A 12,773-nucleotide genomic window follows, 5' to 3' on the forward strand; every position below is an offset into this window, starting at 1 on the left:
AGTCGCTCAGGCCCTTTCCGGCTCTTTCCGGCCGTTCTGGACCGCTTCAGGCCAGGAATCGGTAGCGGCCCCGGAAGTAGGCAAGCGGGCCGCCCTCCGCGCTCGGCGTCTCCGCGCTCAGTACGCGGGCGATGACCAGGGTGTGGTCCCCGGCCGGCACCCGCTGTTCCGTCTCGCACTCCAGGACCGCGAGCGCCCCGCCGAGTATCGGGGCGCCGGACAGCTCGCCCCGGTAGTACGCGATGTCCTCGAAGAGCAGCCGGTCGCTGATCCGGCCGCGCATGGCGAAGCGCCCGGCGATGTGCCGCTGGCTCTCGCTCAGCACGGAGACCGCCCAGCGGCCCTGCCGCTCCAGCACCTCGTCCATGCGCGAGCCCTCGCGCAGGCTGACCAGGACCAGAGGTGGTTCGAGGGACACGGACATGAAGGCGGTGGCCGTCATGCCGACGTCCTCGCCGCGCGGGCCGTCCTCCGGGTCGTGCGCGCTCACCAGGACGACACCCCCCGCGAGGCGGGCCATAGCGGCGCGGAATGCCTCGGGGTCGACGGGCGGGGTGGCGGGAGCGGACCGGTCCACGGTCTCAGGATGCTGGAACACGGCAGGAACGCTAGCCGGGGCACCGCGGCGGCCGCATCGGCCCCAGGACCGAGAGCGGGCGGCAGGAAGTCCTAGGACCCGGACTCTCCCCGGACTTTTCCACAGCCAGAACCGATCAATTGTGTTCAGTAGGTGAAGGGATCGACCCGTAAAGCTACACCCTCTGTAGTCAAGATATGACAAACGCCTGTGACTTGAGTCACAGCAGGCATGAATTGTTGACCCTGTGTACCGGCCGAACTGCTCGCTGTGATTCAGTTGCGATGAGAACCGGAAGCGAAGCTTGCAATCAGCAGTCACAAGCAGTCTCAGGAGTTGCTGTCGAGGGCTCGGGGAGAGCGATGGACACCGAGTCGGAGCCTTACGTCCGCCTCGCCACCCTGCAGCAGGTGTACCAGGTCGTGGCAGAGCTCAACACCGCGCGCAGTCTCGCCGACACCCTCCAGGCCGTGACCGACGGCGTCGTGAAGGGCCTCGGCTTCGAGATCGCCGTGGTCAACCTCGTCCGCGCGGACGGAGACCTCGTCGTCGCCGCCGTCTCGGGCAGCGCTCCCGCCGAAGCGCTGATGGCCGGCCGGGTCGGCTCCCGCGCTTCCTGGGACCGCCGGCTCAACATGGCCCAGCACTGGGGCACGCTGCGCTTCATACCGCACGTCGAGGGCTGGGTCCTGGACGGCGACGACGTGCCCCAGTGGTACACCGAGGGCCCGCCGCCCCGCTTCCCCGACGAATGGCACCCCGGCGACCGGCTCTACGCCCCGATGTACGCCTCCCCCGCCGGCGGCGGCGAGCTGATCGGCGTCATCTCCGTCGACAAGCCCGCCAACGGCCGCCACCCCGGCCCCTGGGGCCGCGAGGCCCTGCAGATGTACGCCTTCCAGGCCGCCATCGCCATCAGCAACGCGCGTCTACGTGCCAACATGCAGCGCGCCCTGGTCCGCCTGGAGCGGGAGCAGCAGGCCCTGCGCGCCAGCGAGGAGAGCTTCCGGCAGGCCTTCGAGTACGCGCCCAGCGGCATGGCCATCGCCGAGATGGGCGGCGACCAGCACGGCAAGGTCGTACGCGCCAACGACGCGCTGTGCCGGCTGCTGGGCAGGCCGGCGGCCGTCATGCGCAGGTACTCCTTCTCCGACCTGGTGCATCCGGAGGACGTCGGCCTGCTGCTGCGCACCAGCGCCGAGGGCGGCCGGGCCGAGCTGCGCCTGTCGCGCCGCGACGGCACGTATGTCTGGGTCTCGCTGCGCAATTCGGTGGTCGCCGACACCGCCGACGGGCCGCGCTTCCTCCTCACGCACGTCGAGGACATCGAGGAGCGCAAGAGCCGCGAGCTGACGCTGGCCCACCGGGCCAGCCACGACTCGCTCACCGGGCTGCCCAACAGCGCCGAGCTGCGCACGCGGCTGGCCGGCCGGCTCTGCTCCCAGCCGCAGGACACCGCGGCCGCCGACAACGTGGACGCGTACAGCTACGGCTATGGCTACGGCCCCGACGAGATCGCCGCCCCGCTCGCCGGCCGGGACCACCACACCCACGCCATCTCCCCGGAGAGCTCCGCCGGGGGAGACAGCGGCGGCAAGGGGCTCGCCGTGCTCTTCTGCGACCTGGACGGCTTCAAGCTGATCAACGACCGCCACGGGCACCACACGGGCGACGCCGTGCTCATCGAGGTCGCCCGGCGGCTGTCCAGCGTCGTGCGGGACGGCGACACCGTCGCCCGGCTCGGCGGCGACGAGTTCGTGGTGCTCGCGGACGGCCTTGCGCATGACGACGCGGAGGATCTCGCGGTCCGCCTGCGCAACGCGATCATCCCGCCCATCCGGGTCGACGGCCGCTCGGTGAAGGTCGGGGCCAGCTTCGGCATCGGCTGGGCGGGCTGCGGCATGACGGCCGACGAGGTCCTGAAGTCCGCCGACCAGCGCATGTACGTCGAGAAGCGCTCCCGGTCCGCCGGCCGCCCCCGCACCGAGGACGACGGCAGCGACCGGCGCGGCGACGGCCGGCCGGACGGCCGGTCCGGCAAGCGTCCCGACAACCGGCCCGACAACCGGAACGCGAACGGCAACCGCAGCCACCGCCGCGCGGGCTAGGGCCCTGGAGCCGTAGAGCCCCAGGGCCTGCCCGGCCCGAACGCCCGTTCCCCCGGGGTCCACCCTGCGGAGTAGGGCAGATCGCTCTGCTGGCTGACTCCCGCACCGGTCCGGCGTGCATACGCTGGGTTACGTGCAGCGTCTCTACGATTTTTTCCGCAGGCATCCGACCGGCGTCGACAGCTTCTGGGCCGTCATGCTGCTCGGGCTCTCCGCCATGTGGATCACCTCGGAGGAGCTGTATTCCCCCGGCTCAGCGGTCGCCGGGGCCATCGTGGCCGCCTTCGCGCTGTCCCTCGTCGTCGCGCTGCGCCGCCGGGCGCCGGACTGGATGCTGCTGCTCGCGATCGTGACGGGCGTGGTCCAGATCGCGGCCGATGTGCCGATCAACCCCGGCGACTTCGCGATGCTCGTGATCGTCTACACCGTCGCCGCGCAGGGGTCCGGCGGGGCCTCCCGGCTGGCGCTCGTCGTCGGGCTGTGCGCGTCCCCGGTCGCGACCCTGCGCTGGCCGAGCGAGGGCGAGGGGCACTGGGGCAATCTCGTCGCCATGGTCTTCCTGACCGTCCCCTTCGCGCTCGCCTGGGTGATCGGGGACAGCCTGCGCACGCGGCGGGCGTACTACGCCCAGCTGGAGGAGCGCGCCGCCCGCCTCCAGCGCGAGCGCGAGGCGCAGTCCAAGGCGGCGGTCGCGGCCGAGCGGGCCCGGATCGCCCGCGAGCTGCACGATGTCGTCGCGCACAACGTGTCGGTGATGGTCGTGCAGGCGGACGGCGCCGCGTATGTACTGGACGCCTCCCCCGAGCAGGCCAAGCAGGCCCTGGAGACCATCTCCTCGACCGGGCGGCAGGCGCTCGCCGAGATGCGCCGGCTGCTGGGCCTGCTGCGCAGCAACGACGACGCGGGCGGGGAGTACGTCCCCCAGCCCGGCGTCGACCAGCTGGCCGACCTCATAGAGCAGGTCCGGGGAGCCGGGCTGCCGGTGCGGTTCGACGTGGCGGGCGAGGCGCGCCCGCTGCCCAGCGGGGTGGAGCTCACCGCGTACCGGATCGTGCAGGAGGCACTGACCAACACGCGCAAGCACGGCGGCCCGGAGGTGAGCGCCACCGTGCGGCTCTCCTTCGGCGACAGCGAGCTGGCGCTGCTGATCGAGGACGACGGGCGCGGCGCGCAGCACGAGCTGTTCGAGGACGGCGGCGAGGACGGCCTCGGCCAGGGGCTGATCGGCATGCGCGAGCGCGTCGGCATGGTCAGCGGAACGCTGGACGCCGGGCCCCGGCCTGGCGGCGGTTTCCGGATCAGCGCCGTACTTCCCGTCAAGACCACCCGTTAAAGGAAAGAGGACCCGAGCACCATGGCGATCCGCGTAATGCTCGTCGACGACCAGGCGCTGCTGCGCACCGGATTCCGTATGGTGCTGCAGGCCCAGCCCGACATGGAGGTCGTCGCGGAGGCGGGCGACGGCGCGGAGGCCGTGGAGGTGCTGCGGGCCACCAAGGTGGACGTGGTGCTGATGGATGTGCGCATGCCGAGGATGGACGGGGTCGAGGCGACCCGGCAGATCTGCGGCGAGGGCAAGGACCGGGAGAACGGCCCGCGCGTGCTGATCCTGACCACCTTCGACCTGGACGAGTACGCCTTCTCCGCGCTCAAGGCCGGTGCCAGCGGCTTCATGCTCAAGGACGTACCGCCCGGCGAGCTGCTCGCCGCGATCCGCTCCGTCCACAGCGGCGACGCCGTCGTCGCCCCGAGCACGACCCGCCGCCTCCTCGACCGCTTCACCCCCATGCTGCCCAGCTCCTCCGCCACGCCCGGCGCGGCGGGAATCGACCGGCTGACCGAGCGGGAGCGGGAAGTGCTGCTGCTGGTCGCACAGGGCCTGTCGAACGGCGAGATCGCGCGCAAGCTGGTGCTGTCCGAGGCGACCGTCAAGACCCACGTCGGCCGCATCCTCACCAAGCTCGACCTGCGGGACCGCGTGCAGGCGGTGGTGCTGGCGTACGAGACCGGGCTGGTGCGGGCGGGCAGCGGGAGCTGAATTCAGCGCGGAACCGGCACGCGCAGGCCGTCCAGGAAGAACGTCGCCGCGAGCAGCGACGAGCTGCCGGCCGCGGTGAGGCTCCGCTCGCGCAGTTCGCCGTCGAGGGTGACCAGGATGGCCCGCCCTTCGGCCGTGGCCGCGCCGCCCGCCTCGACGGCCTCGCGGGCGTGCTGCTTGACCATCCGCAGCACGGTCGGCCCGGCGGCGTGCAGCAGGGTCGTGTCCTGGAGCGAGGACATGATCGCGAGCAGCGCGTCCAGTCTGGCCACCGGTTCGTCCGCCCCGGCATGGCGCGACGTGCGCAGCGCGGCCAGGGCCCGCTTCACATGGGGGAAGCCGGCCCGCGCCTCGCCGCGGGCGCCGGCCGCGCCGTAGGTCGTGGAGGCGGCCGAGCCGCGCGAGGGGCGCAGCGGGGCGCGGCGGTCGCGCAGGCCCCCGAGGCGCTTGGCGGAGGCGAGGATCGTGTGGGCGTCGGCCTGCGGGAGTTCCAGCGCGGCGGCGGCCACGAGAAGGCCGACGGCCCAGGTGGCGCCGCGGTGAATGCGTACGCCGCAGCCGGCGCGGGTCGCCGTCCACTCGGTGCTGCGGCCGATCGCGCCGAGTTCCTCGCGCAGTTCCACGGTGGGCTCGCCGATGCGGCGGGCGGCGTCGGCCATCGCCTCGAAGCCGGGGAGCAGGGACTTGGCCGCCCAGCGCGCGTCGCCGGGATCCGGATCGGGGTCGCGGCCGGGTACACCCGACAACTCGACTTCGTCGACGATCGCTTGTACGGCGGCGTTGGCGAGCGGCATGGGCGGGAGCGTAGCGGCGGAAGCTGTGCCACCGCTGTGGAAGCCGAAGACTGCGGTCGCCCCGAGGGCTCTGGGGCCTGTCCGGCGGATCTCCGTGGGTGAAGAAGCGGCCTGCCGCGCCAGCGGCTGATGTCTCTGCGGTGCCTGTGATCGCAAGGCGGAGGAGGGAAGCGACGCGGAGCGTCGTTGACCGACGACAACTCGGCGAGCGCTGGTGCCAGGGCACGCGACGCCACGGCCACGCCGCGCCGGCGGCACGTCGACCGCAGCCGCCGGACAGGCCCTAAGGGATCAGAACCACCTTGCCCATCGTGCGGCGCCCTTCGAGGGCCGCGTGCGCGGCGGCCGCCTCGGCCAGCGGGAACCGCTGGACGACGGGCGTCAGCCGTCCCGCCGCCGTCTCGGCCAGGGCGGCGTCCTCCAGGCCGCGCAGGCCGTCCGGGCCGGCCGCCCGCAGCATGGACGGGCCGAGCGCGACCTCGGAGGTGATGCCACGGGCGGCAAGCTCGTCGGGGGCCGGTTCCAGTGGGCCGCCGGATGCCCAGCCGTGGACGAGGTGGCGGCCGCCCGGGCCCAGCAGATCGACGGCCCCGCGCCCGAGGTCACCGCCGACGCCGTCGAGCACCACCGTCGCGGGACGGCCGTCGAGTGCGGCGCGGGCGAGGTCCGTCCAGCCGTCGGACGTGTAGTCGACGGCGGCGTCGGCGCCGAGGGCGAGCGCGCGGCCGGTCTTCTCCGGGCCACCCGCGAGGCCGAGGACGGTGGCGCCGAGGTTGCGGGCGGCCTGCACCAGCAGGCTGCCGATGCCACCGGCGGCGGCCGTGACGACCACGATGTCGTCCCCGCCCAGCCGCGCCAGGCGCAGGATGCCCATCGCCGTACGGCCGGTGCCGACCAGGGCGACGGCCTCGGCGAAGTCCAGCCCGTCCGGCAGGACATGCAGCTGCCCGGTGCCGGTGACGGCCAGCTCGGCGTAGCCGCCGGGGACCATGCCCAGGTGGGCGGCCACCCGGCGGCCGAGCCACTCGGGTCCGACGCCCTCGCCCAGCGCGTCGACCGTCCCGGCGACCTCCCGCCCGGGGATGGTGGGCAGCTCGGGCAGTGGGTAAGGGCCCTTGGGGTTGCCGGAGCGGATGGCGGTGTCGATGACGTGCACCCCGGCCGCCTCGACGGCGATCCGGACCTGGCCGGGACCGGGCTCGGGGTCCTCGGTCTTCTCGAAGCGGAGGTTCTCGGCCGGGCCGAAGGCGTGGAGGCGGATGGCGTGCACGGCGGGCTCCTCGGCGGGTGGGCGGGCGTGGGCGGCGATCGCGTACCGGGCCCAGCCTGCAACCTCAACCAGACTTCAGGTCAAGGTGTTTCGGGCCGAGGTGTCCGGGTCACAGCCGCGGGAAGCGCGTCAGCAGCTCCCAGATCACCGGGTTCGCGTCCAGCCCGTCATGCGTGTCCGACAGATCCGCGACCAGGTCCTGCAGGAAGTCGCGCGCCTCGCGGCGCAGCGCCGTGTGGTTGAACGCCAGCGGCGGATCGTCCGGCGCCCAGTCCGCGGTGACGTCCACCCAGCCGAAGCGCCGCTCGAAGCGCAGCCGGTCGGTGGACTCCGTGAAGTCCAGCTCGGCGTACTGCGGCCGCGCGGCCCGGCTGCCCATCGGGTCGCGGTCGATCCGCTCGACGATGTCGCACAGCGCCCACGCGAAGTCCAGCACCGGCACCCATCCCCAGGCTGTGGACAGCTCGCGGTCGGCCTTCACATCCGCCAGGTAGACGTCGCCGCAGAAGAGATCGTGGCGCAGCGCGCGCGTGTCCGCGGTTCGGTAGTCCGTCTGGGGCGGGTCCGGGAAGCGGCGGGAGAGCGAGTAGCCGATATCGATCACGCCGCCGATGGTGTCACGTGCGACGGGGAACGCAGGCAGGCCCCGGTCCGTACCGCACGGACCGGGGCCTGCCTGGACGAGCGCCTACGTCAGAGGTTCACACCGAAGTCGGTCGCGATGCCGACCAGGCCGGACGCGTAGCCCTGGCCGACCGCGCGGAACTTCCACTCCGCGCCGTTGCGGTAGAGCTCGCCGAAGACCATGGCGGTCTCGGTGGCGGCGTCCTCGCTGAGGTCGTAGCGGGCGATCTCGGCGCCGCCGGCCTGGTTGATGATGCGGATGTACGCGTTCCGCACCTGGCCGAAGTTCTGGCTGCGGGTCTCGCCGTCGTAGATGGAGACCGGGAAGACGATCTTGTCGACGTCGGCGGGGAGGCCGGCCAGGTTGACGTTGATCGCCTCGTCGTCGCCCGCGCCCTCGCCGGTGCGGTTGTCGCCGGTGTGGACGATGGTCTGGTCCGGGGAGGTCTTGTTGTTGAAGAAGACGAAGTGGCCGTCCGAGTAGACCTTGCCGGTCTGGTTGAGCGCGATCGCACTCGCGTCCAGGTCGAAGTCGGTGCCCGTGGTGGTACGGACGTCCCAGCCGAGGCCGACCGTGACGGCCGTCAGGCCCGGTGCTTCCTTGGTGAGCGAGACGTTGCCGCCCTTGGACAGGCTTACAGCCATGGGAATGCCCCTCCGTGATGCCGGTTGTTGCGACCGACGCTACCTTTACCCGCCCTAACGCGGTCAGGGCACCGCATGGTTCCGTTACACAGACACACGGCCAAAAACCGTGTGACGCGTGGGGCCCGAAACCGGGATCATGGGACACATGTCCGGGCCCCTTCTCATCCGCGGTTCGGTCTCCGTCCCGGAGACCGAACTCCTGTGGCGTTTCTCGCGGTCCTCCGGGCCCGGCGGTCAGCACGTCAACACCACCGACAGCCAGGTCGAGCTCCGCTTCGACCTCGCGAACACCGAATGCCTCCCGCCGGTGTGGAAGGAGCGCGCTCTGGCCGCGCTCGCCTCCCGCCTCGTCGGCGGCTTCGTCTCCGTACGCGCCTCCGAGCACCGCTCCCAGTGGCGCAACCGCGAGACCGCCGCCGCCCGCCTCGCGTCCCTGCTGGCGGAGGCCACCGCGCCCCCGCCGAAGGCGCGCCGCACGACCCGTATCCCCCGGGGCATCAACGAGCGCCGCCTGCAGCACAAGAAGCGCCGTGCCGACACCAAGCGCGGCCGATCCGGCAAGGACTGGGCATGAGGGGTTGAGCATGGACAACGAGGAAGAGTTCAAGGCGCGCCGGCTGGCCGCCCTACGCGACTGCGACCGTGTGCTGTGCTCCGGCAGGCCCAAGTCGATGCGCGAGCGGCTCGCCCCGCTCACCGCGTACGACGGCCTGGACGCCCCTGCGGACTTCTACGGGGACGGGGTCGTCGCCGAGCTGGAACGGCGGGTCGCCGAGCTGCTCGGCACGAAGGGCGCCGCCTTCTTCCCCACCGGCACCATGGCCCAGCAGGTCGCCCTGCGCTGCTGGGCCGGCCGTACCGGCAACCCCACGGTCGCGCTCCACCCCCTCGCCCACCCCGAAACGCACGAGCGCAGCGCGCTCTCCACCCTCACCGGCCTGCGCACGGTTCACCCCACCACCGAGCAGCGGCTCCCGGACGCGGACGAGATCCACGACTTCGACGAGCCCTTCGGCACCCTGATGCTCGAACTGCCCCTGCGCGACGCGGGTTTCATCCTGCCCACCTGGGACGGCCTGACCGCCACCGTCGCCGCCGCCCGCGAGCGCGACGCCGTCGTCCACTTCGACGGCGCCCGGCTGTGGGAGTGCCCGCCGCACTTCGGCCACTCCCTGCCAGAGATCGCCGCCCTCGCCGACAGCGTCTACGTCTCCTTCTACAAGTCCCTGGAGGGCATCTCCGGCGCCGCTCTCGGCGGTCCCGCCGACTTCATCGCCGAGGCGAAGGCCTGGCGGCACCGCTACGGGGGCCTGCTCTTCCAGCAGTGGCCCGCCGTGCTCTCCGCTCTGCACGGCCTCGACCACGAACTGCCCCGGCTGCCGGAGTACGTCGCCCACGCGAAGGTCGTGGCGGCGGCCCTGGGGGGCGCGCTGCGAGGGTCCGTGCCGTACTTCCGGGTGAACCCCGAGACCCCGTACACCCACCAGTTCCAGGTCTGGCTGGCCGCGTCTGCGGAGGCCCTGAACGAGGCGGGGGTGCGGCAGGCCGAGGAGACGAAGACGGCCGTCTTCGGGAAGTGGTTCGACGTGGGCGGGGCGCCGGGGCTCGCGATGACCGAGGTCACGGTCGCGGCGTCCGCGCTGGAGTGGACGCCGGAGGATGTGGCCATCGGGGTGGCCGACTTCCTGACCTACCTGGGCTGATATTCAGCCCGTCCGGCGTTTGAGGACACGCCCGAAGGGCGTTCGGGTGTCCCCGTCACCCCAGCCGAAGCACCGCCCCCAGCACGTCCACCAGCCAGCCCTCCGGGTCCGAGGGAAGCTCGGCCGCACGCCAGGCCACAAACCCGTCGGGCCGGACGAGGACGGCCCCGCCCTCCGTCACGCCGTGGAGCGCGGCCCAGTCGGCCTCCGGCTCCGGGACCAGGTGGGCGTCGGCGCCGAAGCCGACCCGGTACACCGCCAGCGGCACACCCAGCCGGTCGGCGGCGGACCGTGCCGCCGCGTGCCAGTCGGCGGCGGCGTCGCCGGTGCCGACGAGGAGGACGGGGGCGCGCTCGTAGAGGTCGAGCGTGGAGCGGCGGACGCCGCCGGCGTCGGTCACCCAGATGTGGGGCGCGCGGGTGCCGGGCTCGCCGGTGGGGCGGAAGGACTCGGGGACGACGGGGAGTCCGGGGTCGGCGCCGACGACGGCGCCGTCGGGGTAGCGGTAGCCGAGGGCGACGGCCATGACGTTCTTCTGGGGGCCGCCGGTGGGCGGCGGCGCGTAGCCGGGGTGGCGGTGCTCGGCGGAACGGGCGGAGGCCCGCTCGCCGGTCGCTACGGCGACGGGGCGGCGCTCCTGCTCGTACGTGTCGAGGAGCGCGGGTCCGGCCCAGCCGCCCAGCACGGCGGCGAGCTTCCAGGCGAGGTTGTGCGCGTCCTGGATGCCGGTGTTGGAGCCGAAGGCGCCGGTCGGGGACATCTCGTGGGCGGAGTCGCCGGCGAGCAGGACCCGGCCCGCCCCGTAGCGGTCGGCGACACGCTCGGCGGCGTGCCAGGGGGCCTTGCCGGTGATCTCGATCTCCAGCTCGGGCAGGCCGACGGCGGCGCGGATGTGGGCGGCGCAGCGCTCGTCGGTGAAGTCCTCCAGGGTTTCGTCCTGTTCGGGGTGCCAGGGGGCGTGGAAGACCCAGTTCTCGGCGTTGTCGACGGGCAGCAGGACGCCGTCCGCCGCCGGGTCGGTGAGGTAGCAGGCGATGAAGAGGCGGTCGCCGACCGCCTCGGCGAGCCGCTTGGCGCGGAAGGTGACGCTGACGTTGTGGAAGAGCTCGCCGCGCCCGGTCTGGCCGATCCCCAGGGCCTCGCGTACGGGGCTGCGCGGGCCGTCGGCGGCGATCAGGTAGTCGGCGGTGACCGTTCGCCGTTCGCCGCTCTCGCGGTCCAGCAGCTGCGCCACGACACCGTCGTCGGACTGCTCGAACCCGAGCAGCTCCGTGGAGAAGCGGATGTCGCCGCCCAGCTCCCGCGCGTACTCCAGCAGCACCGGCTCCAGGTCGTTCTGGCTGCACAGGCACCACCCGGAGGGGCTGATCCGGGACAGCTTGCCGCCCGGGTCGATCTCGCGGAACAGCCATTCCGCCTCGGCGTCGACCAGTGAGGCGGCCTGCAGGATGCCGTGGTTGCCGGCCAGGACCGAGGCGGCCTCGCGGATCAGCGGCTCGGCGCCGGCGGTGCGCATCAGCTCCATGGTGCGGAGGTTGTTGCCGCGGCCGCGGGGGTGGATGGAGGTGCCCGGATGCTTCTCGACGAGAAGGTGGGGGACCCCGAGGCGGGCCAGGAAGAGGGAGGCGGAGAGCCCGACGAGGGAGCCGCCCACGATGAGGACCGGAACCCGGTCGTCGGCCTTTGTGGTCATAGCCAGCTCATTGCCCGATGCGGGCCCGATGCGGGAGCGACATTTTCGCGATTCACCCGAGCGGATCACATATCTCGCCCCATCCGGCTCACCGAACCACGATCAGTGGACGACGGACACGCTCGTCAGGATCCCGTAAGGATGAGGTGCACCATGACTCCGCCGGTCGAAAAGGTCTCGCAGTCCGCGCTGGACGGCTCCCGTACCCGCGTCGTTCTCCTCCTGGAGGTCGAGGACGGCGCCGAGCAGCGGCTGCTCGAAGCGTACGACCAGATGTGCCACCGTGTGGCGGCCGTTCCCGGGCATATCAGCGACCAGCTGTGCCAGTCCATCGAGAACCCCTCGCAGTGGCTGATCACCAGCGAGTGGGAGAGCGCGCTGACCTTCCTCGCGTGGGTGGACAGCCCGGCGCACCTGGAGATGGTCGAGCCGCTGCACGGCTGCGTGCGCGACACGCGTTCCCTGCGCTTCGGCGTCCTGCGCGAGACGCGCGTACGCGGCGGCGCGCGGACCGGTGACCTGCAGACCACGCCGCGCATCGGCGACGGCGTGGTCCGGCACGCGATCACCTTCACCGTGAAGCCGGGCTCCGAGGCGAAGGTCGCGGAGATCCTGGCCGGCTACACATCGCCTCAGGCGCGGGTCGATGACACGACCTCGCTGCGCAGGACGTCCTTGTTCATGCACGGCAACCGGGTCGTGCGGGCCGTGGAGGTGCGCGGCGAGCTGGTGAAGGCGCTGCGGCACGTGGCGGTGCAGCCGGAGGTGCGGGCGGTCGAGGAGGCCATCAACCCGTACCTGGAGGTGGACCGGGACCTGAGCGACCCGCACTCGGCGCGGGAGTTCTTCGCGCGGGCCGCGCTGCCGGCCGTGCACCATGTGGCGGCGCGCCGGGACCCCGGAGGGCCTTTGCGCAGGCACGCGTTGTTCTACCCGGCCAAGGACGGCTGCGGCCAGGCGCTGGCCAGGCTGCTGGCCCGGCAGGACGAGAGCGCGTCGGACGACCCGGCGAGCCCGGTGGCGGGCAGCACGGTCTTCCTGCGCGAGGACCTCGTCGTACGGCTGGTCGACCTGCGCGTGCCGCTCGAGGAGGCGCCGCTGGCCGCCGTGGCCGCGGCCGGGCCGCACAAGGCGGGCATGTTCAGCCGCCTGCTGGACGAGTCCGTGAACCTGACGGACGAGCAGGGGATCAAGCGGTTCCTGGCCGACCACGACATGCGCATGGTCACCGACCGCCGCGCCCCCGAGGACGAGGCCGCGGGCCACCGGCAGCCGGGGCCGCCGCACTGACCGGCGCGAAATGGCGGGGGTGACGATC

The 12,773-nt window shown here is 72.6% G+C and carries 12 protein-coding genes; 6 read left to right on the forward strand and 6 right to left on the reverse strand.

Annotated features, from left to right (window positions below; all coding sequences use genetic code 11):
* Positions 1–46: 46 nt before the first annotated feature.
* The gene (locus OG607_RS19240) at positions 47–520 is read right to left on the reverse strand and encodes a flavin reductase family protein (RefSeq protein ID WP_405736895.1); all 474 of its coding nucleotides are present in this window, start codon (positions 518–520) and stop codon (positions 47–49) included.
* A 419-nt stretch (positions 521–939) separates the two neighbouring features.
* On the opposite strand from OG607_RS19240, the gene cdgB reads away from it, so the two are divergent.
* The 3 genes from cdgB to OG607_RS19255 all read left to right on the forward strand — a co-directional run bounded on the left by cdgB (position 940) and on the right by OG607_RS19255 (position 4,723).
* Positions 940–2,685 (forward strand): diguanylate cyclase CdgB, encoded by a 1,746-nt coding sequence (gene cdgB / locus OG607_RS19245; RefSeq protein ID WP_405724579.1) that lies wholly within the window; start codon positions 940–942, stop codon positions 2,683–2,685.
* A gap of 133 nt (positions 2,686–2,818) precedes the next feature.
* Positions 2,819–4,018 (forward strand): sensor histidine kinase, encoded by a 1,200-nt coding sequence (locus OG607_RS19250; RefSeq protein ID WP_405724581.1) that lies wholly within the window; start codon positions 2,819–2,821, stop codon positions 4,016–4,018.
* 21 nt (positions 4,019–4,039) lie between these two features.
* The gene (locus OG607_RS19255; RefSeq protein ID WP_405724583.1) at positions 4,040–4,723 is read left to right on the forward strand and encodes a response regulator; all 684 of its coding nucleotides are present in this window, start codon (positions 4,040–4,042) and stop codon (positions 4,721–4,723) included.
* Positions 4,724–4,725: 2 nt separating this feature from the next.
* Here OG607_RS19255 and OG607_RS19260 read toward each other — a convergent pair whose 3' ends face one another.
* The 4 genes from OG607_RS19260 to OG607_RS19275 all read right to left on the reverse strand — a co-directional run bounded on the left by OG607_RS19260 (position 4,726) and on the right by OG607_RS19275 (position 8,056).
* Entirely contained in the window at positions 4,726–5,517 is a 792-nt protein-coding gene (locus OG607_RS19260; RefSeq protein WP_405724585.1) for a triphosphoribosyl-dephospho-CoA synthase, read from the reverse strand.
* Between the two features lie 283 nt (positions 5,518–5,800).
* Positions 5,801–6,787: a zinc-binding dehydrogenase gene (locus OG607_RS19265; protein ID WP_405724587.1), complete on the reverse strand. Its 987-nt coding sequence runs from the start codon at positions 6,785–6,787 to the stop codon at positions 5,801–5,803.
* Between the two features lie 109 nt (positions 6,788–6,896).
* A complete protein-coding gene (locus OG607_RS19270; protein WP_405724589.1) occupies positions 6,897–7,391 on the reverse strand; it encodes a hypothetical protein in 495 nt (164 codons plus the stop codon).
* An 89-nt stretch (positions 7,392–7,480) separates the two neighbouring features.
* Positions 7,481–8,056, reverse strand: coding sequence for a TerD family protein (locus OG607_RS19275; RefSeq protein ID WP_405724591.1), 576 nt, complete (start codon positions 8,054–8,056; stop codon positions 7,481–7,483).
* Positions 8,057–8,195: 139 nt separating this feature from the next.
* Here OG607_RS19275 and arfB point away from each other — a divergent pair, with 139 nt between their 5' ends.
* Both arfB and OG607_RS19285 read left to right on the forward strand, forming a co-directional pair.
* The gene (arfB, locus tag OG607_RS19280; protein WP_405736898.1) at positions 8,196–8,633 is read left to right on the forward strand and encodes an alternative ribosome rescue aminoacyl-tRNA hydrolase ArfB; all 438 of its coding nucleotides are present in this window, start codon (positions 8,196–8,198) and stop codon (positions 8,631–8,633) included.
* 10 nt (positions 8,634–8,643) lie between these two features.
* Positions 8,644–9,762, forward strand: coding sequence for a threonine aldolase family protein (locus OG607_RS19285; RefSeq protein ID WP_405724593.1), 1,119 nt, complete (start codon positions 8,644–8,646; stop codon positions 9,760–9,762).
* A gap of 55 nt (positions 9,763–9,817) precedes the next feature.
* Here the strand turns inward: OG607_RS19285 and OG607_RS19290 are convergent, their stop codons facing one another.
* Entirely contained in the window at positions 9,818–11,455 is a 1,638-nt protein-coding gene (locus OG607_RS19290; RefSeq protein WP_405724595.1) for an FAD-dependent oxidoreductase, read from the reverse strand.
* 153 nt (positions 11,456–11,608) lie between these two features.
* On the opposite strand from OG607_RS19290, the gene OG607_RS19295 reads away from it, so the two are divergent.
* Positions 11,609–12,745, forward strand: coding sequence for a SchA/CurD-like domain-containing protein (locus OG607_RS19295; protein WP_405724597.1), 1,137 nt, complete (start codon positions 11,609–11,611; stop codon positions 12,743–12,745).
* Positions 12,746–12,773 lie beyond the last annotated feature (28 nt).

The organism is Streptomyces sp. NBC_01537 (assembly GCF_045040445.1).
Classification (GTDB): domain Bacteria; phylum Actinomycetota; class Actinomycetes; order Streptomycetales; family Streptomycetaceae; genus Actinacidiphila.

Excerpts from the sequence above, each read along its gene's own strand:
- OG607_RS19275 (WP_405724591.1), bottom strand. The coding sequence starts at position 8,056 with ATGGCTGTAAGCCTGTCCAAGGGCGGCAACGTCTCGCTCACCAAGGAA.
- OG607_RS19290 (WP_405724595.1), bottom strand. The coding sequence starts at position 11,455 with ATGACCACAAAGGCCGACGACCGGGTTCCGGTCCTCATCGTGGGCGGC.
- OG607_RS19255 (WP_405724583.1), top strand. The coding sequence starts at position 4,040 with ATGGCGATCCGCGTAATGCTCGTCGACGACCAGGCGCTGCTGCGCACC.
- arfB (WP_405736898.1), top strand. The coding sequence starts at position 8,196 with ATGGGACACATGTCCGGGCCCCTTCTCATCCGCGGTTCGGTCTCCGTC.
- cdgB (WP_405724579.1), top strand. The coding sequence starts at position 940 with ATGGACACCGAGTCGGAGCCTTACGTCCGCCTCGCCACCCTGCAGCAG.
- OG607_RS19285 (WP_405724593.1), top strand. The coding sequence starts at position 8,644 with ATGGACAACGAGGAAGAGTTCAAGGCGCGCCGGCTGGCCGCCCTACGC.
- OG607_RS19295 (WP_405724597.1), top strand. The coding sequence starts at position 11,609 with ATGACTCCGCCGGTCGAAAAGGTCTCGCAGTCCGCGCTGGACGGCTCC.
- OG607_RS19260 (WP_405724585.1), bottom strand. The coding sequence starts at position 5,517 with ATGCCGCTCGCCAACGCCGCCGTACAAGCGATCGTCGACGAAGTCGAG.
- OG607_RS19240 (WP_405736895.1), bottom strand. The coding sequence starts at position 520 with ATGGCCCGCCTCGCGGGGGGTGTCGTCCTGGTGAGCGCGCACGACCCG.